The organism is Mucilaginibacter ximonensis (assembly GCF_042686265.1).
GTDB classification, from domain to species: domain Bacteria; phylum Bacteroidota; class Bacteroidia; order Sphingobacteriales; family Sphingobacteriaceae; genus Mucilaginibacter; species Mucilaginibacter ximonensis.
The window spans coordinates 1,057,847-1,076,890 of record NZ_JBHUPD010000002.1 but is presented as its reverse complement, the minus strand read 5'-3'; the positions used below and the strand labels follow the sequence as shown (position 1 = coordinate 1,076,890).

Genomic DNA, 19,044 nt, shown 5'->3' with positions numbered 1-19,044 from the left:
TAGATTAATTTATTTAAACCTCCTCAAATAAGCTGCACTAATCAAATCGCCATAAGGCAAATTATTGGCCCGTACAAGACTAAACCAGGGCGAACTGTCCTTAACTACCTGAATGTTTTGCGCTGGCATAAAGCTTTGCGCCAGCAGGAACTGCTTTTGATGATGCACGTCTTCAACCACGTCCATCACTATAAAACAATGGCCGGGTGAGCCGCCGTGAATAAACACATCGCCGGTTTGCAGGGTGCTAACGTCTCTAACCGGTTCAAGCTCTTTTTCGAGCGACAGGGTGCCTGCGTAGCTAAACACCAGTTTCATGTAGCTCATAAAAGCTGCATAGCTGTAATCTTTACCGGCTTGCTTTACCCATTGCCCGTTTTTGTAACGATAACCGTTGGCGTAATGTAAATAATCGCACTTAAAGCCGCTTACAAAATTAAAGCTTATGGCATTATACTTTTTCTGCTGATACAGGTATTCGCCGCGCAGGCGCATTACGGCGTCGGCACATTGCTGCAGGTCATGTTTGCCAACGCTCATGTCTACCACGGCTGCAGTATAGGCATCGGTTCGGGCTATATCGCCATTAAAAAGCAGCGTGTGGCTGCCAGCCGGTTTTAAGGGCAGGTTTTGCAGCCAGGCGCCAAAACTACCTGTAGCGACAAATTGTTGGGTATAGCCTGACGGTGTTTTAAATCGCGTCATCACGTTATCGGCGTGTATAAAACTACAGCAGATAAGGACTGTAATAGCACCTGCTAATTTTTTCATGACAAAGGTTGGGTTTACCTTTTTAACGGCTTTTCTTAATCCGCAGTATCCTTAGCGGCGGATAGGCCGCTAAATAATACGGGTTAATCATTTCAACCTCGCAGCCAGCGGCTTTAAAAAACTTTTGGTACTCCGCCATATGCGTATGGTCAGAGATGATGGCCGTACCGTGGGGTTTTAAAACTCTGATTATCTCGGCGCAAGCCCGCGCACGGTCTGCTGCTTTGGCAATATTGTGTATACATTCATTAGTGAATACCAGATCAAAACTCTCATCATTAAAACTCATATGCATGGCATTTTCATTGAGTACTTCCACCTTATCTGCCACGCCTTCTGCGTGTGCATTTTGGTAAGTGTTGTCGGCGTTGTTGGCAGAAAGATCCTGAGCATTCCAGACATCAATGCCTGTTGCCTTACCCGTGCTTAAACGTTTAGCTATGCCTATCAGCAGCAAACCGCGCCCGGTGCCTATATCCAGTGCATGTTCATCGCCGCGCCAGCTAACCAGATTCAGCATGCGGTCGCGGTGAATATACTTGCCATAAACCGAGTAAACCAGCATCCACAAGCCGCCCAAACCTACAGAAAGGCCCATCCAGATAAAGCCGTTCGACTCAATCTGTACAGCACCCAGTTTAATAACGGCCGGGCCGAGCAAGCCAATGAGCAATGCCGCAAATGCTGCCACAAATAAATTTCTGATCACTCCGGGAGCGTCAATGCCATAATTAACTTTCACTGTTTGTTGCATGTAATTAGTTCAGGATTTTAGTTCAATAATTCGGGCCGGTATTCAAAGTGCATGGTGTCATAATGATACCATTTGCCGCCCCAAATAAAGCCGTGTTTCTCAAATATAGCTATTATAATTTGAGGAATTCTATTCTGGTAGCTAGTATTGATGTCCTCGTTAGTGCATTTGCAGGTCCACTGCCAATAGTCCGAGTACTTGGTGTTAATGTCAACCGTTATCCCAAAGCTGTGCAGGCTAAGCCGGTGCGTGCCGGCAATGTTACGCCAGTTAAAGGTGCCGCCAATGCCTGTCAGGTACTTTTTGAGTTCGGGGTGCTCATCCAGTTCGGCCGATACTTTTTGGAGTTGTTGAGCCACGCTGTTTAAGCGGGTAACTTTAACTTGCTGCCCGATGGTTTTAGGGCACCAGGTTACCGTTACCAGATTCTTTTCCACATCGGGTTTAGTTGCTCCGTATATTTTTCTGAAAAAAGCTTCATTACGCACACGCCCCGGGTCGAAGTTTTTTTCTGGCGATTGTGTTTGTGCATTCTTTGAATACGCCTGCCTGAACATGTCCTTAAGATCGGGCCTGTCCAATAACTGCTGATAAGTTTTGTTGGAAATGCCGTCATCCCATAACAATTTAGAGCCATCTTTAAATATCAGGTGGTTATCGGCATAGCCTGCAATAAAATCAGGATAACATGCTACCAGCTTTTTTGCCGAAGGCGGGACAATATCATTTTTTTGCGCCGAAAGCTTATCGGCACAGAAAAAAATAAGTAGCAATAAAGGCATAACAAACCTTGCAAATGGCATGGCTAAATATATTCATAAAAGTCTTTCAAAATCAGGCTGGTGCCTACCCATAAAATAAAAGTTTTTTAACTGCCACATAATTACGTGAATAACTATATTAGTAATCTAATTACTATTGATTGCCCCTATGTCCGCATTTTTACAACGTGTTGTTGTGGCTGTGCTTTTTGTGCTGTGTTTTGGCACAACAAAGGCGCAATTACCTGTGCAACATGCTAATAAGCGCTATACTTCGGCATATTTAGCGAATGTGAAACCCGGCAAAACCCTGAGGCTAAGCGTTAACGGAGGTGTTAAGACAGCGGAAGCCCCCGGGAGTAATAGCCCAGTAACCCCGGTTGTAAAAATGGTTTTAGTAAGCGGTAAAATTGTCGCTTGCATGGGTGTTCCGTCTGCAGCTCCAAATGTACTTCAATATACCGTTACCGGTAGTAATTTAACGTCCGATGTAGTTCTTCAAACATTATCGCCCAATATTGAAATTTCAACGGTATCATCAACAAGCGGTTATATTAATAGAATTTTTGTACCGCAAATGGGCGGGAAGGTATCATTTGTAGTTTATGTACGCTCATCTGCATCAGCTATTGCCCCTACCCTGTCCGCTGATATCAGGATTACTTCAGGAACTGAAATTGATCAAAATCAGCATATCACCGGAACGATATATACGCAAAGCAGCGTTAATAATCCGGGGCCGCAAACAGCTACGGTAAACACGGTAAAAGATATTGTTTTTACAGGGGCCGCCAGTTCATATAGCTGGACAAACGATAATACGAACATTGGCCTAGCGTCATATGGAACCGGCAATATTCATTTTACAGCGGTAAACAATGGTGACACCAATCTTAAAGCCAATATCGTGGTAACACCCTCTAATGCCAATGGCTGTACCGGCATACCTGAACATTTTACGATCACCGTGCCTACCGTTGGTCCGGCTACCATCAACGTGTCAGGTAAGGTTGCCCAGCTAAATACGGTGTATGGCACGCCATCAACATCGGGCATTTTTATTGTCTCTGGCGATAATTTGAAGGCTGGGCTAACGGTGACGCCGCCTCCCGGCTTTGAGGTTAGCGATGACGGTATTACTTTCAGAAAAACACTCACAACAGTCCCGGCGGATGCTGTACCACCAACCAATATCTACATCAGGCTGGCCAAAACTACTCCGGCAGGTATACACAGCGGCACAGTAGTAATTAGCAGTGCCGGCGCTGCTGATGCTAATATTATTTTAGATGATAATAATTTTGTAAAACAAGCGCCTTTAACAATTACTGCCGATAATAAAAGCAAGTATACCGGCGACCCAAACCCGGCGCTCACGGTTACTTACACCGGGTTTGTCAATGCTGAAACCGCATCAGCACTAGCTACACCGCCAACTTTGGTCACAACGGCCTTGCCTGGTTCTCCGCCCGGTATGTATCCCATAACAGTGAGTGGAGCAACTGCAGCTAATTATACAATCACTTTTGTGCCCGGTACACTGACTGTTAAGCCCCAGCCCGCCAATATTGTGCTAAGCAACTCGTTTTCGCCCAATGGCGACGGAATTAACGATACCTGGATTATTAAAAATATCGAGGGTTTTCCAAATTGCGTGGTGCAGGTATTTAGCCGGTATGGATCATCGGTTTTTTATTCTGTAAACTATCCTACCCCCTGGGATGGGAGACTTAAGGGAGTAGATTTACCTGTAGGCACCTATTACTACATCATCGATCTTAAAAATGGCAGCAGGCCTGCTACCGGCTGGTTAGCCATTATCAGATAAAAAGCCCGCTTCCGGTTTTCGCAGCCAAAATACCCTGTATTTATGGTTTAAAAAATTACCCCAGTCACCATTTATTCAACTAATCTATACTTATTGAGGTGTCATATAGTTTTTATCGATTACACATAGAACTAATTGATTGTGATTTGTTTTTTACATACCATAACTTTACGTAAGCAACCCTGCCGATGAGCAGCTACACCATTCAAATTATAAACTTACGAACTATGGAAAAAGAATCGAATGACATCAGTAAATGTCCGTTTCATAACGGCAGTATGAAGCATAATACCGGCGGCGGCGGCACACGTAACCGCGATTGGTGGCCAAATAATCTGAAGCTAAATATTCTTCGGCAGCATGCCCCGGCATCAAACCCAATGGGCGAAAGCTTTAATTATGCCGAAGAGTTTAAAAGCCTGGATTTGGAAGCGGTAAAGCGAGATCTGCATGCCTTAATGACCGACTCGCAAGACTGGTGGCCGGCAGATTTTGGCCATTACGGCGGCTTGTTTATCCGCATGGCCTGGCACAGCGCCGGTACTTACAGGGTAACCGACGGCCGTGGTGGTGGCGGACAGGGTTTGCAGCGTTTTGCGCCGCTAAACAGCTGGCCCGACAATGTGAGTTTAGATAAAGCCCGCCGCTTGTTATGGCCCATCAAACAAAAATACGGGCGCAAAATTTCATGGGCCGATTTGATGATCCTGACCGGTAATGTGGCGCTGGAATCAATGGGCTTTAAAACCTTTGGTTTTGCCGGCGGCCGTGAAGATGCCTGGGAAGCTGACGAATCAGTTTACTGGGGTTCAGAAACTACCTGGCTTGGGGGCGATCTGCGTTATGCACATGGCTCGCCAGGTGTTGAGGGGCGCGGTGTTTTGGTGTCTGATGACGACGCCGATGGCGATATCCACACCAGGGACCTGGAAAAACCATTAGCCGCCGTGCAGATGGGTTTAATTTATGTAAACCCTGAAGGCCCTGATGGTAACCCCGACCCGATTATGGCTGCCAGAGACATACGTGATACTTTTGGCCGCATGGCTATGAACGACGAAGAGACCGTTGCATTGATAGCGGGTGGCCACAGCTTTGGCAAAACTCACGGCGCGTCAACTGCAGACCACGTCGGCAAAGAACCTGAGGCCGTTGATTTAGAAGCACAAGGTTTTGGCTGGCATAATACATATGGCACAGGCAAAGGGGCCGATACCATAACCAGCGGCCTGGAGGTGATCTGGACCACTACGCCGACCAAATGGAGTAATAACTTTTTCGAGAACCTGTTTGGTTTTGAGTGGGAGTTAACTAAAAGCCCTGGCGGCGCCCATCAATGGGTAGCTAAGGATAGTGCAGAAATTATTCCGGATGCTTTTGACGGAGCCAAAAAACATAAGCCCCGAATGTTGACCACCGACCTTGCTTTGCGGTTTGACCCGGCATATGAGAAAGTATCCCGTAACTTCCTGAACAACCCGGATGCGTTTGCCAATGCCTTTGCCCGCGCCTGGTTTAAACTTACACATCGCGATATGGGGCCACGCGCCCGATACCTGGGCCCGGATGTTCCGGCCGAAGAATTGCTTTGGCAAGATCCAATCCCCGAACCTGACCACCAGTTGGTAAGCGAGGCTGATACTGAAAGCCTGAAAGCAAAAATACTAGCTTCTGGTCTGAGTGTATCCGAACTCGTCTCAACGGCCTGGGCATCCGCTTCCACTTTCCGCGGATCAGACAAACGAGGTGGCGCCAACGGCGCGCGTATCCGCCTGGCTCCGCAGCGTTATTGGCAGGTAAATAATCCGGCGCAGCTGCAAAAAGTTTTGAATGTATTAGAAGGCATTCAAAAGGAGTTTAATAGTGCACAAGCAGGTGAAAAGAAGGTGTCCTTAAGTGATCTTATTGTACTCGCAGGTAACGCCGGGGTTGAAAAAGCAGCCAAAGATGCCGGACAGCCGGTGACCGTTCCTTTTGCGCCGGGCCGTATGGATGCGTCGCAGGAACAGACCGATGTCGAATCGTTTGGTTACCTGGAACCGGCTGCAGATGGCTTCCGCAACTACCGTAAATCCAAAGCTCCGGTGGCAACCGAAGAACTGTTGGTTGACAAAGCAAACCTGCTTACTTTAACGGCACCTGAGTTAACTGTTTTAGTAGGTGGCTTAAGGGCCCTGGACACCAACTTTGATGGGTCAAAACATGGCATATTCACTACCCGTCCGGGCCAGTTAACCAATGATTTTTTTGTTAACCTACTGGATATGAACACTGCCTGGAAAGCGGCAGATCAAACCCGCGAGATTTACGAAGGAACAGATCGTGCAACAGGGCAGCAAAAATGGACTGCCACCCGCGCCGACCTCGTATTTGGCTCAAATGCCGAGCTGCGCGCAATTGCCGAAGTTTATGGAAGTGCCGATGGGTTGCAAAAGTTTGTAAATGACTTTGCCGCCGCCTGGGCCAAGGTAATGAACCTTGACCGGTTTGACTTGAAATAAACATTGCAGATGGTAAAAAAACCGGGCCGGTTTAATAATAACCGGTCCGGTTTTTTTATTTAGGCTGATTTGTAACATCGGTGTAATTTTCAACCTTTATTTCAAATAAACACTATTTTGAGATTAACCGCGCCCGCCCAGTTTAAATCAATAATTTTGACATCCCTAGATTACTGGCGGCAACCTATATTATGGCTTGACTGTTATTTTCGAAAAAGCATTCATCAAGCGTTAAGAGAAAACTATTAAAGGCGCAGTTAACTAATTACTTGATTATCAAAATATCAATCAGTTTCCTACTTTTAAATTTATTTACAAGGAACCAATTATCATTTTATAACCTCGGCATGAATAAAAAGTTAAGCTACCTGGCCGGCATTATGGCTGTTATTTTGATACCGGCCATCGGCTTTGCCCAAAATACTGGTCAAGCCAAAATGGATCAATTTGTAAGCGCATTAATGAAAAAGATGACGCTGGAGGAAAAGATCGGTCAATTGAATTTACCTTCGGTAGGGTTTGATGTCACCGGGCCGATACTAAGTAAGGACGTCGATGCCAAGATCAAAAAAGGGCTGGTTGGCGGCGTGTTTAATACTTATACGCCTTCGGCAGCGCGAAAATTGCAAGCGCTGGCTTTAACTACCCGGTTGAAAATCCCGCTGCTGTTTGGTTATGATGTGATTCATGGTCATCGTACGATATTCCCCATACCGCTCGGGCTATCCTCAAGCTGGGACCTGGCCTTAATCCAATCAACTGCCCGTGCTGCTGCCGAAGAAGCGTCTGCGGATGGCATTAACTGGGTTTTTTCGCCCATGGTTGACCTAACCCGCGACCCCCGCTGGGGCCGCGTTGCCGAAGGCGCCGGCGAAGATACCTGGTACGGCTCAAAAGTTGCAGCCGCAATGGTGCACGGATATCAGGGCAACAACCTGGCTGCCAACAATGCGGTAATGGCCTGCGTAAAACACTTTGCGCTGTATGGCGCCGTCGAGGCCGGTCGAGATTATAACGTGGTAGATATGAGCGAACGCAAGATGCGCCAGGATTACCTGCCACCTTACAAAGCCGCTATCGACGCGGGTGCTGGTTCGGTAATGAGCTCATTTAACGAAATTAATGGGGTGCCTGCTGCCGCCAACCAATGGCTGTTAACAGACCTGCTGCGCAAACAATGGGGCTTTACGGGCATGGTAGCTACGGATTATACAGCGATTATGGAATTGACCAACCACGGTATAGGCGACAGTACAGAAGCAGCCCATTTAGCTTTAGTTGCCGGCAATGATATGGATATGGTGAGCGAGCTTTATCTGAATAAGCTGCCTAAGCTGGTAAAAACGGGAAAACTTAACATTTCCTACATTGATCAGGCCTGCCGCCGGGTACTGGAGGCCAAATACAAGTTAGGTTTGTTTGCCGACCCTTATCGTGGTATCAGCGAAGAACGCGCTCAGGCTGAGATCATGAATCCGCAGAAATTAGAACTGGCACAGCGTGCGGCCGAAGAAAGTATGGTGCTGCTCAAAAATAAAAATGGGACACTGCCGCTTAAATCAAATGCAAAAATTGCTTTTGTTGGCCCGTTGGTGAAAGACCAACGCAACCTGATAGGCAACTGGAGTGGGGCCGGCGACTGGAAAAAGGCTACCAGTTTCTGGGATGTGGTGAACGCGCAATACCCTGGTGCACATTTTACTTACGCCAAGGGCTGTAACTTGTTAGATGATACTGCCCTGATTAATAAGCTTAATCCGCACGATGCCCAAATAGTCCTTGACAGCAAATCGGCGGAAGAGTTAATTGAAGAAGCGGTAAAAGAAGCTAAAAACGCTGATGTCGCAGTAGCTTTTTTGGGCGAGTCGTTCACCATGTCGGGCGAAGCGGCCAGCCGCAGCGATATCGGTTTGCCGGCAAATCAAAAACGATTGTTAGCGGCACTGAAAAAAACAGGTAAGCCGGTGGTTTTAGTGCTGATGAATGGCAGGCCGCTAACGCTTAGTTGGGAGGATACCCGCATGGACGCTATTGTAGAGAGCTGGTTTGGCGGTACACGTAGCGGTGAGGCGTTAGTAAATACGTTGTTTGGCCGTAGCAATTTTTCCGGTAGGTTAACGATGTCTTTCCCACGCAGCGTTGGGCAGATCCCGATTTATTATAATGAGAAAAGTACCGGACGACCATTTGACGCTAATCAAAAATACAGCTCCAAGTATCTTGATATAGCTAATACCCCGTTATATCCTTTTGGTTATGGTTTAAGCTATACCACATTTAAATATGGCCCTATAACTTTAGACAAGAAAACCATTAGAACAAAGGGTAACATTACCGCGACCATAAACGTAACCAATACCGGCCAGCGTGATGCTATTGAAACTGTACAGCTTTATATCAGGGACATAATAGGCACGGTAACGCGGCCAATGAAAGAACTGAAAGGCTTTAAACAAATAGCTATCAAAGCGGGTAATACACAAACCGTTTCGTTCACTATCAGTACAGACGACCTGAAGTTTTACAACCTGCAAAATAAGTACACTTATGAGCCCGGCGATTTTGAGCTCATGATTGGCCCTAATTCGCAAGATTTGCAAAAGATACCTTTTAAGGTAGAATGACGGCTACTTGATGCGACCATCCGGCGCTGCGTTTTTGTTACTGACCGAATCTTTTTTGCGGCTTGTGGTGTCGCTCGCTCCTTTTAAAGCTGACGTATCGGTACGTACAGTATCCGGACCTTTTTGTTCAGCCTTATTGCCATTACCTGGCGAACAAGACATGGCTAATGTACTTATTAAGATTGCAGGAATGATTTTATAGCTTTTCATAGAAACTCACTTTTAGGTTATAAAGCTTATTACGTATTAATCAACAATAGATACTGCTTACTGTTTGTCGGTTTTGTGTATTGCAATGCCTCAATTAATAATAATTTAAACCATTGGGGCATCCGGTGAGTTATTATTAAACGAAGCAATATTAAAGGCTATGAAAAATCAAATTAAAATTTTGTTAGTTTTATCAGCAATTAGCATAGGCACTTTAACCTGTAAGGGCAGTATTAATAGTGGCGACGCAGGTACTACACCGCAGGATTCTGTAAAGACCAACCGGGATATGAACACGGATACAACCGGTAGCCAAACCAACATCGTTTCAGACACAGAACGGGTTAATGGCAAAAAAGTCGACACCACCAATAAACGATAAATTATTGTCCACCTGGCAATTACACTAGATATTTTTGCTTACCGGAGACGAATAACGGCACTTTTTTAATTTGTATATTTCTGATATACATTATACAGCACATTCAGATCCAGTTGGCTTAATTGGGCGGTACTGTCATCTTGCACAAAATGCCGTTTAAATGCTATGATGGCCGCATTCAGGTCAGCAGTATCGTAACCTATAAGTTTCAGGGCAGTTTTGTAGTCAAAGTCAGGCGGGGCCACTTCCAGTACATCATCGCTCCAATAGCCAAAGCCATTTTGTGCTAATAATTTCCATGGAAACAGGGGGCCCGGATCAGGCTTACGTTTCGGAGCAAAATCCTGATGCCCCAGGAAATTCGCGGTCGGAATATTATAAGCCTTCTTGAGCTGCGCCAAAAGCTGCAACAAGCTTTTAATTTGGGCATCAGTGAATGGTTCTGAGCCGTTGTTATCCACTTCTATACCCAACGAGATGCTATTCATATCCGTAACGCTGCCCCACTTGCCTAAACCGGCATGGTTTGAGCGCAGGTAGTCGTTCACCATGTGATAAACCTTGCCATCTTTGGCCACTACGTAGTGCGCGCTCACCTCGGTACTTTTAATAGTAAAAGTGCGGATGGTTTGCTGCACCGAATCCTGGGCAGTAAAATGGATAATCACGTAGTTAGCCTTTCGGATACCGAAATTGGTGGAACCCACCCATTCAGATGGTGTCTGAATTAAGCCGGTGCTATCCATTAGTACGGCCGGCTGTTGCTGCCTTACAATGCCGATAAGTGAGTCTGTCTTTATGGTATATATACTATCCGTTTTAAAATGCGGCCCACGCACTATCGGCACTTTAAAGCCGCCCGGCGTAGTTACAATAGTAGTGCTGCCTGTTTTAGTGACCTTGTGCGAGCATGCAGCCAGCAAGAGAGCGATGGCTGATAACACAATATAATGAGATGGATATTTTTTATTTCTTACCATTTAGCTAAATTATGTTATTGGGCCCTCGCTGCACTAATCCTCGCAAGGATATTACATTTTGCGGGCCTTATCGTAATAGTCTTCCAGCCTGTACTTGTAGCTTTCCTGGCTAAACAAATCCATAATCTTTAAGAATGATTTGTAATTAGTAGTGTAAGGAAAAGCATACTCGGCACATTCTAATTTGGAATCGTCGGTTAAAAACTGGTTGAGCAGGGTTATCAGTTGATCGACAGTAAGCGCTTTATTGGTCACTTCGGTTTTAAGTGTCGTGATCTTATCCTGGTCGTTTTTACCATGACGCATTTTATTTAAAATACTATTCAGGTCGTCATCGCTCATTGGTGTCTTAGGATGAACGATCTTCTTTTTTACCGTATCAACTAAAACATTATTGTGAATTGCAGCAACCGATTTAAAACTTGCACCGGCTATGCCAGCAAGCAGCATCGAAAAACAAAGTATCTTTTTCATAATCAATCAGGGGGTTATCTTCTTACTCAAAAATACAATGCACTGGTTTCGGCGCCAAAAATTACGTCCTAATCCGCGATTTTTTTACTCAAAATTTAGCAATAATTAACCCTGCTGATATTATTGGTTAAATCTGTCGTCATCTATGTCGGTATTAGCGAAGGTGTTGCCTTGTTTAATGTCGCCGGTATCATATCCTTTTTTAAACCAATAGGCACGCTGTGCGCTGGTTCCATGCGTAAAACTGTCGGGCTCTACGTGTCCCTGATATTTTTGCTGCAGGCGGTCATCCCCTATCTGATGCGCAGCGTTCAGGGCCGAATCAATATCTGCGCGCTCAATAACTATGTTGTTATAATGATGCAGGTTTTCGTAGTGTGCCCATACCCCGGCATAAAAGTCGGCCTGTAACTCCAGCTTTACCGATAATTTATTGTACTCCTGTTCGCTCAGATTTTGGCGGGCCTCGTCCATTTTTTGCGATACACCCAGCAAGTTTTGTACATGATGCCCAACCTCATGTGCAATTACATAGGCCCAGGCCGACTCGCCCGGCGCGCTGAATTTATCCTGTAATTCCTGAAAGAAGGAGAGATCAAGATAAACCCTTCCATCCGCCGGGCAATAAAACGGGCCGGTAGCCGACGTTGTAAAACCACATCCTTCGGCATCAACGGCATCAGTAAAGGTATGTAATACAGGGTGCTGGTACGTTTTACCCATGCTGCGAAAAATACTGTCCCAAACCAAGGTAGTGCCCTGGAAAACCACACGGGCAAATTGCTTCTGCTTGGTCTCGCCACCACCGGGCACGGTATTGATTTGCTGCGAATTTGGTGAGTTATTGCCGTTACTAAACAGCTGTGCCGGGTTTATCCCCGTAAAAATATAGATCACAAAGCCAATAAGCCCCAAAGCACCGCCGCCAAATAGCAAACCCCGGCCACCGCCACTGCTGCTGCCTTCTTCGTAGTCGTTGCTTTCGTTACCGCCTTCCCATTGCATAGTTTCTCTGTTTTGATGATTTGATTAACAGCGCGTGCACGGGTATTGTTTGGCTACAAATAACTTAACCACCATTGCTTGTGCGTGCGCTTATAATTCATGAACCAACGGCACGGGAAGTATAAAATAACAACCACGCAAAGCCAAACTAAATAAACGCCGGCCAAACTAAATCCATCAGGCCCCGGCCCCGGCAACAGGCTTTGGGGTAAACTAAAGAAATATCCCAATACAATAGCCATTAAATGTATCAGGTATATATGCAGGATGTAATAGAACAACGGCACGCGACCAAAAATCACAAAAATATCAGTTATCTTGTTGCTTACACCTTCAACAAAGGCAAGGAACAACATGCCCGGCCCAAGCGTGATCAGCAGGTAATCTAACGATGGCGGGTATTTGCTTACGTCGATAAAAGACAGAATAGTACGGTGTAAATTGCCCTGATAAGTCCAGGTGGTGCGATCGCCGTAGATGCCAAAATATCTGATGATAATAAATAAAGCAATGGCCGACGAACCTAATATGATCAGTATATGTTTACGCTTTGCAGCATCAATAGTAAACAGTTTACCAAAAGCATAACCTGCAGCCATTACGCCTATCCACGGTACAAGCGGGTACAGCACAAAAACATCCATTCCAAAAATGCGGCCCATGCCTTGTACATGTAAAAATGTCCACCAATTTTTTTCGCCTGCTGACATGCCTGACATGCTTATCCCGTCTAACAAATCATGGCCAAATATTAATATCACGCCAAAGACGCCTACTACTGGCAGCGGAAGGTAGATTAACAGCCCTAAAATCATCATGCTGATACCAATGGCCCATATCACTTGCAAAAACTGACCGCCGCCCCAAGCCCAGTGTATTACGGTAAATTCTAAAAACACCAACCATAATCCGCGCGATAGCAAAAATTTAGAAGCCTCGATTTTGGTCTTGCCGCGATTGAGTGAGAGGAAAGCCCCCGTGCCGGCAAGAAAAACAAAGGTGGCAGCGCAGTAATGCGTTATAAAACGGGTTAAAAACAATGCAGTCGATGCCCGTGTAAGATCTGTAGGGTCAAAATGTTCGGCCATAAAAAAATCGCGGGTATGATCAATGGCCATGATACACATCACAATGCCACGCAAAATATCGATGGAGTCGATACGCTTTTTAGGGGATTCGGCTAATAAATTCATTGATAAGTTATGATGAAACTAACTTACGCATAAAATCGCGGATTATCATATAGTACAAATAATCAATTGGTTATAAAGAAAGAAAGCATCCTGATGGGATGCTTTCTTTCTTTATCGTAGAGACGCGATACATCGCGTCTCTTTACTGTGCATTGCACAAGACAAAAATATTGCGTCTCTGCATTACCCTATTAATTAGCCTTTGGCGTTGCATGTGCAAAATCAAACGGTACAATCACTTTAAAACTGATGTTACGGCCCATGTTAAAAATGCCACGCTGTACACCCGGTGCAGTATACTGGTTATCAAAGTATTTTAAACGGCTCATATTTGATTGATAGTTTACATCGGCCAGGTTGGTGCCTTCAATAAATACCTGCAATACTTTGCGGCCTTTTGAGTTTACCAAATCGCCACCTAAGCCTGCACTTAACAGGTTGTAGCCTGCGGTATACGTCTCAGTTCCGTAAGCCGAGAAGAAACGGTCCTGGGCGTTATAATGGTCAAGGCCCACAAAGGCATAAAAGTTTTTAACGAACCCAAAGCCTTTGGCAAAAGCTCCGCGTAATTCAGAGTGCGTATGCAATGGGGGTATAAAAGGCAAATATTTCAAACTGTCGGCAACGGGGCCGCCGTTACCCAGGTTTTTGCCATAAGTAAGCGCCATGTTGTTTTCAAAGTGTAACCATGATACCGGGTGGATATCTAAATTAAACTCGCCCCCGCTAATGCGCGCCTTACTTTGTGTATAGGTAAAAATGGTATACTGCGGATAATTAGGGTTAATAGCCGGGCTGCCGTCCGGGTTTAATACCTGCTGCTGATAGATGTAGTTCTGTATGTTATTATTAAACAACTCAACACTGGCTGACACATTTGGCAGGGTCAGGAAAGCGCCTATATCTTCCTGCACGCTAAACTCTGGTTTAAAGTTAGCATTACCGGTATGGTAGATCTGCGAACCCGGGTCTGGGCCGTTAGCCGATAACTCAGCAATGCTTGGCGCTCTGAAACCGCGCGACACGTTAGCCTTCAGTAAAAACTGAGGCGAGAAATTATAAGTGGCACCGGCACTTCCTGAAAAACCTGTAAACGTTTTATTTAGAGCCGCAAATTGTTGGGTTACGCCGTTGGCAGATGCCGGGTTAGCGGCGGTATACAGCTGCGGATATTTGTTGTTCAGGTTGTCAATGTAAGCTGCCTGCCCGTTGAATGAACGGTAATCATAACGGCCGCCCAGTGATATATCCAGTTTGCCAAAGCTCTTTTTAACTACTGCAAACGGACCTACATCGAACTGATGATAAGCCGGGATAGGAAAATCGGTAGCATCGCCAATGGTATTGTTTTGATACTGGCCATTTACACCAAAAGTAAAATCATAACCGTCGCCAAAAGTCTGGTTGTATTTAAAATCGTAAGTATAAGTGCTCAGGTGCAAATTTAATCCGGCCACATCGGCGTCCTCAGGATGGGTAAACTCACGACGGTGACTAAACTGATAGCCTAAGTTCACCAGCAAGTTAGCACCATTGCCTAAAATAAAATTGCTGTTATTATAAATGCGGTATAACTGTACGTGCTGGTGTAATACCGGAACTTTATATGCGTTTAGTTCGCTGTTTGGAACAATCTGATAGCCGCCGGCCTCGGTGGTTTGCTTGGTAAATCTGCGGCTAACTGAATCGCGCGAGCCGTCAGGTATAGCCTGCTGATCATCAAATAAGGAAGCATTGAAGTACGAATATCCCCATGATTTATTCAAGCCAACCATCAGGCGTGCGTCGCGCTCTTTGTAGTTGGTGCCGTAAACCCGGCCGTCGTGCTTGTTCTGATAGTCTTTTGATTCTTTGGCTGACAGTATTGTTCCCCATATTAAACCGTTGTTGTTGCCCTGTAACCTTAACGAGTTGTTAATGGCGCCGGCATTAGTTCCGTACGACATCATAGTGGAGCCTGCTACGGTACCTTCAGGTACCGGCGGCGGTGATATCAGGTTCACCACACCGCCAATAGCGTCTGATCCATAAGTTAAGCTGGCGGGGCCCTTGATGATTTCTACACGATCAATCGAATTTTGATCAACCTCAATACCATGTTCATCGCCCCATTGCTGACCTTCCTGTCTGATACCATCCATCAAGGTGATCACCCGGTTGTAACCTAAACCATGAATAAACGGCTTAGAGACGTTGGGCCCTGTAGTAACAGCACTTACACCGGGTACGTTGGCTATCATATCAATAACGTTACCGGCAGCGGCATGCTGGTCAATAGCCAGTTTACCCATAGCTGCCATAGGTATGGGGCTTCGTTTTATCTCGGTGGCGCGGCTAACCCCGGTTATTACTACTTCGCCTGCCTCAATAGCCGAAGATTCCAACTGAAAATTCAAAATATGCGATTTGCCGAAATCTACCCGTTGCGTGATGCCCGCATAGCCAACACAGGTAACCTGTATCAGGTAGGTTCCGCGGGATATATTGGTTAAACTAAACTTACCATTTACATCGGTAATAGTCCCCGTTTTCAGGTCGGGTATGCTGATGGTTGCACCCGCAATCGGCGAGTTATCTTTTTTGTCGGTAACAATACCGGTTATAGTAGCGGGCGCTGTATCGGCAGCTTTTAAATATATATTATTGGCCAGCAAAATAAATAGCAGGCTTAGTATTTTAGTGTAGGGCTTCATTGCAAATAAATGATAATTGGTATATCCTCTCGATTAATGATTGGCGCATACCGGTTGCTTTAAAAATGTGACTATGATAAGATTGTCGAACCAATAGATAAGTTGGGGCCTGATGGTTAACAGGCAGCGGCAACCGGGGGGGCTCGTCCGGCGGCAAGTATTAAAGCAATGCTTACAAAAGCATAATGGTAAGACTTATAAAAATGCTTTGTAACAATATTGGGACGGAAGTAATGATAATGCTCTATTACCGCATTAATGTGGTGCATTGCATCGCAAACTGAACATTTTTCCTGTATTGTACTGCGCGATGTGCCATTGTTTTGATCTTTAGCCTTTGCGGTAATGCTGGCAATAATTCTGTGCTGGTGCGTATAAATAACATACTGCCCGGCTATAAAACTGAACAATAGCGCCCATGCAAAAATTATATTTAACCTTCTTTTTTTCAAAATAAGCCGATGCATCTTCTAAACCGTGGCAAAATTAAGCATAAAAACCAAAAGTTAACAGCCAAAAGCAATATTGTTGCAAATGGTGTCATTTTTGGTGCGTATTTAGCGCCTGCTTCCACGTATATTTGTGGCCATGACACCGGCAGAGATAAACAAAAAATGGACCGAATTACAAGAGCGTATAGCTGTTGATTTTGACAGTGAAAAGCCCGATGTTAAAGTAATGCTTTTTTTAATAGGCGTACAGGAACTTGGGCAAGGCCCGCGCAAATTCAGCAAGCGCCAAAAAGAAGAACTGATGCACATTGCTACCTGCAAACTCATGAGCATGATGGGTTTTTACGAGCTTGAGGGGTTAGACCAGGATGGCTGGCCGCATTGGAAACTGGTAAAAACCATACCCAGCTATACATTACTTGAACAGGAGCTGCTTATCAAATCGCTCATTGTAAACTATTTTAACGAAGAGGTAAACTGATATATGAAAAAAATACTTACGCTGATTGTTTTGTGTATTACTACCATCGCGGTAGCAAAACCACCTAAAAACCAATACGTGCGCATTAGCACGGCGTATGGCGCTTGCATCATTCGCCTGTATAATGAAACACCTAAACATCGGGACAATTTTATTAAACTGGCAAAACAGGGTTTTTATAATGGCACGCTGTTTCATAGGGTAATACAGAGCTTTATGATACAGGGCGGCGATCCTGATTCAAAGGACACTACTAAAAACAAACCTGGTGCCGAGTTGGGTAACGGCGATTTAAAATATACCATACCTGCCGAGTTTAACGACAGCCTGTATCACAAACGCGGTGTGTTAGCCGCTGCGCGGGATGATAATCCGGCGAAGGCTTCAAGCGGTTGCCAGTTTTATATTGTGGAGGGTAAACGCTTTACCGATGCCGATCTGGATAAGCTGATTGCAGGCCGCCGCATGGGGCGCCCAATACCGGCTTCGCAACGCGAGGTATATAAGAGTATAGGCGGTTCTCCGCATCTGGATCAAAACTATACCGTCTACGGCGAGGTGGTTACCGGCATTGATATGGTCGACCGTATTGCTGCTGTTAAAAAGGATGAACGTGACCGACCGTTGGCAAACATCCCTATGACGGTGACCATGTTGTCAAAACATGATTGCAAGGAATTGGACAAGTTGTTGGGATTGGATAAGTAATGGCTCGTATAATAGTTTCAGGCTTAGAGTTAACAATTCCTAAAGCAGAGGAAAGGCTCCGTATAAGTGGACCATATACTGGCGACACTTTCCTTGGCTCTGAACTAATTGCTAAAGATTGTGTTGTAGGCAATTTTGTTTATCAAGAAAATACGGGATTCCTGTTTTTTGTAAAGTATCACGATCTAAATTACTTTACCATCAACTTTTACGATGTGAATAATAAAAAAGAGTATGAGTTTGACCGCCAGTTTAGCATTGTGCATATAGGCGATTTCGTCAGTGATACCAAGCTGCAAATCTACCCTGCCTTTCACGCCGAATTCAAAAATATTGTTCAAATATTTGACTTTGATCAAGAAAACTTCACGCTTGTGGAATAAATACAATTAATCTATCATGAAGATTATCACCTACAACGTCAACGGCATTCGTTCGGCGATTAATAAAAACTGGCTGGCCTGGTTGCAAGCCACCAACGCAGATGTTGTTTGCCTGCAAGAAATTAAGGCTACACCTGATGTGCTGACCGATTTGCATTTGGTAGAGGCCTTAGGCTATCAACACTACTGGTATCCTGCCGAAAAGAAAGGCTACAGCGGCACCGCCATTCTTACTAAACACACGCCAAAACATGTGGAATACGGCTGCGGTATTGCTGATTTTGACCGGGAGGGCCGCAACATCCGTGTTGATTTTAAGGACGTATCGGTAATGAGCGTTTACTTTCCTTCAGGATCAAGCGGCGAGGACAGGCAAGCTTTTAAATTCAGGTTTCTGGATGAGTTTGGTAAATATTTAACGCTGCTAAAAGTTGATTGCCCTAAACTGGTGATCTGCGGCGATTACAATATTTGCCACCGCCCTATTGATATCCACAATCCAAAATCAAACGCCAACTCGTCGGGCTTTTTACCTGAAGAGCGCGAGTGGATGGAGAACTTTTTAGAGTCGGGTTATATTGATACCTTCCGCCATTTAAACAAAGAGCCACACAATTATACCTGGTGGAGCTTTCGCGCCAATGCCCGCGCCAAAAACCTGGGCTGGCGTATTGACTATGCGTTAGCGAGTAAAGAGTTAGAAGAGAATATTAAGCGCGTGGCCATTCTTCCGGAAGCAAAGCATTCAGACCATTGCCCGGTATTGCTGGAACTGGAATTTTAGAAAGTAAACAATAACCGTAGAGACGCAATATTTTGCGTCTGCAATGCGCCCAAACCATAA

18 protein-coding genes are annotated in these 19,044 nt (G+C 45.2%); 8 read left to right on the top strand and 10 right to left on the bottom strand.

Annotated elements, in window-relative coordinates; all coding sequences use genetic code 11:
• Positions 1-9: 9 nt before the first annotated feature.
• The 3 genes from ACFS5N_RS12395 to ACFS5N_RS12385 are packed head-to-tail and all read right to left on the bottom strand — an operon-like array spanning position 10 to position 2,328.
• Positions 10-771: a DUF4846 domain-containing protein gene (locus ACFS5N_RS12395; protein WP_377185839.1), complete on the bottom strand. Its 762-nt coding sequence runs from the start codon at positions 769-771 to the stop codon at positions 10-12.
• A 22-nt stretch (positions 772-793) separates the two neighbouring features.
• A complete protein-coding gene (locus ACFS5N_RS12390; protein ID WP_377185837.1) occupies positions 794-1,525 on the bottom strand; it encodes a class I SAM-dependent methyltransferase in 732 nt (243 codons plus the stop codon).
• Between the two features lie 17 nt (positions 1,526-1,542).
• Positions 1,543-2,328, bottom strand: coding sequence for a M15 family metallopeptidase (locus ACFS5N_RS12385; protein WP_377185835.1), 786 nt, complete (start codon positions 2,326-2,328; stop codon positions 1,543-1,545).
• A gap of 127 nt (positions 2,329-2,455) precedes the next feature.
• On the opposite strand from ACFS5N_RS12385, the gene ACFS5N_RS12380 reads away from it, so the two are divergent.
• The 3 genes from ACFS5N_RS12380 to bglX all read left to right on the top strand — a co-directional run bounded on the left by ACFS5N_RS12380 (position 2,456) and on the right by bglX (position 9,239).
• A complete protein-coding gene (locus ACFS5N_RS12380) occupies positions 2,456-4,114 on the top strand; it encodes a T9SS type B sorting domain-containing protein (RefSeq protein WP_377185833.1) in 1,659 nt (552 codons plus the stop codon).
• Between the two features lie 227 nt (positions 4,115-4,341).
• Positions 4,342-6,615 carry a catalase/peroxidase HPI gene (gene katG, locus ACFS5N_RS12375; protein ID WP_377185831.1) on the top strand — a complete coding sequence of 758 codons (2,274 nt, stop codon included), beginning with the start codon at positions 4,342-4,344 and terminating at the stop codon, positions 6,613-6,615.
• 347 nt (positions 6,616-6,962) lie between these two features.
• Positions 6,963-9,239: a beta-glucosidase BglX gene (bglX, locus tag ACFS5N_RS12370; RefSeq protein ID WP_377185829.1), complete on the top strand. Its 2,277-nt coding sequence runs from the start codon at positions 6,963-6,965 to the stop codon at positions 9,237-9,239.
• A 3-nt stretch (positions 9,240-9,242) separates the two neighbouring features.
• On the opposite strand, the gene ACFS5N_RS12365 is transcribed toward bglX, so the two are convergent.
• Positions 9,243-9,449, bottom strand: coding sequence for a hypothetical protein (locus ACFS5N_RS12365; RefSeq protein ID WP_377185827.1), 207 nt, complete (start codon positions 9,447-9,449; stop codon positions 9,243-9,245).
• A gap of 160 nt (positions 9,450-9,609) precedes the next feature.
• Here ACFS5N_RS12365 and ACFS5N_RS12360 point away from each other — a divergent pair, with 160 nt between their 5' ends.
• Positions 9,610-9,831, top strand: a complete 222-nt coding sequence (locus tag ACFS5N_RS12360) for a hypothetical protein (protein ID WP_377185825.1) — start codon at positions 9,610-9,612, stop codon at positions 9,829-9,831.
• Between the two features lie 65 nt (positions 9,832-9,896).
• On the opposite strand, the gene ACFS5N_RS12355 is transcribed toward ACFS5N_RS12360, so the two are convergent.
• The 6 genes from ACFS5N_RS12355 to ACFS5N_RS12330 form a co-directional block, all read right to left on the bottom strand.
• Positions 9,897-10,811, bottom strand: coding sequence for an N-acetylmuramoyl-L-alanine amidase (locus tag ACFS5N_RS12355; protein ID WP_377185823.1), 915 nt, complete (start codon positions 10,809-10,811; stop codon positions 9,897-9,899).
• 51 nt (positions 10,812-10,862) lie between these two features.
• The gene (locus ACFS5N_RS12350; RefSeq protein ID WP_377185821.1) at positions 10,863-11,285 is read right to left on the bottom strand and encodes a DUF4476 domain-containing protein; all 423 of its coding nucleotides are present in this window, start codon (positions 11,283-11,285) and stop codon (positions 10,863-10,865) included.
• A 120-nt stretch (positions 11,286-11,405) separates the two neighbouring features.
• Complete coding sequence (ypfJ, locus tag ACFS5N_RS12345; RefSeq protein ID WP_377185819.1) at positions 11,406-12,290, bottom strand: KPN_02809 family neutral zinc metallopeptidase; 885 nt, start codon at positions 12,288-12,290, stop codon at positions 11,406-11,408.
• Between the two features lie 53 nt (positions 12,291-12,343).
• Positions 12,344-13,483 carry a DUF1624 domain-containing protein gene (locus tag ACFS5N_RS12340; RefSeq protein WP_377185817.1) on the bottom strand — a complete coding sequence of 380 codons (1,140 nt, stop codon included), beginning with the start codon at positions 13,481-13,483 and terminating at the stop codon, positions 12,344-12,346.
• Between the two features lie 191 nt (positions 13,484-13,674).
• Positions 13,675-16,176, bottom strand: coding sequence for a TonB-dependent receptor (locus ACFS5N_RS12335; protein ID WP_377185815.1), 2,502 nt, complete (start codon positions 16,174-16,176; stop codon positions 13,675-13,677).
• Positions 16,177-16,292: 116 nt separating this feature from the next.
• The gene (locus ACFS5N_RS12330; RefSeq protein WP_377185813.1) at positions 16,293-16,628 is read right to left on the bottom strand and encodes a hypothetical protein; all 336 of its coding nucleotides are present in this window, start codon (positions 16,626-16,628) and stop codon (positions 16,293-16,295) included.
• Between the two features lie 136 nt (positions 16,629-16,764).
• Between ACFS5N_RS12330 and ACFS5N_RS12325 the strand changes: the two genes are divergently transcribed.
• Genes ACFS5N_RS12325 through ACFS5N_RS12310 form a run of 4 tightly spaced genes read left to right on the top strand, consistent with a single transcriptional unit; the run spans position 16,765 to position 18,984 of the window.
• The gene (locus ACFS5N_RS12325) at positions 16,765-17,109 is read left to right on the top strand and encodes a hypothetical protein (RefSeq protein WP_377185811.1); all 345 of its coding nucleotides are present in this window, start codon (positions 16,765-16,767) and stop codon (positions 17,107-17,109) included.
• A 3-nt stretch (positions 17,110-17,112) separates the two neighbouring features.
• Positions 17,113-17,817: a peptidylprolyl isomerase gene (locus ACFS5N_RS12320; RefSeq protein WP_377185809.1), complete on the top strand. Its 705-nt coding sequence runs from the start codon at positions 17,113-17,115 to the stop codon at positions 17,815-17,817.
• Positions 17,817-18,200: a hypothetical protein gene (locus ACFS5N_RS12315; RefSeq protein WP_377185807.1), complete on the top strand. Its 384-nt coding sequence runs from the start codon at positions 17,817-17,819 to the stop codon at positions 18,198-18,200. Before ACFS5N_RS12320 ends, ACFS5N_RS12315 begins: the two co-directional genes overlap by 1 nt.
• A 16-nt stretch (positions 18,201-18,216) precedes the next feature.
• Entirely contained in the window at positions 18,217-18,984 is a 768-nt protein-coding gene (locus ACFS5N_RS12310) for an exodeoxyribonuclease III (protein ID WP_377185805.1), read from the top strand.
• Positions 18,985-19,044 lie beyond the last annotated feature (60 nt).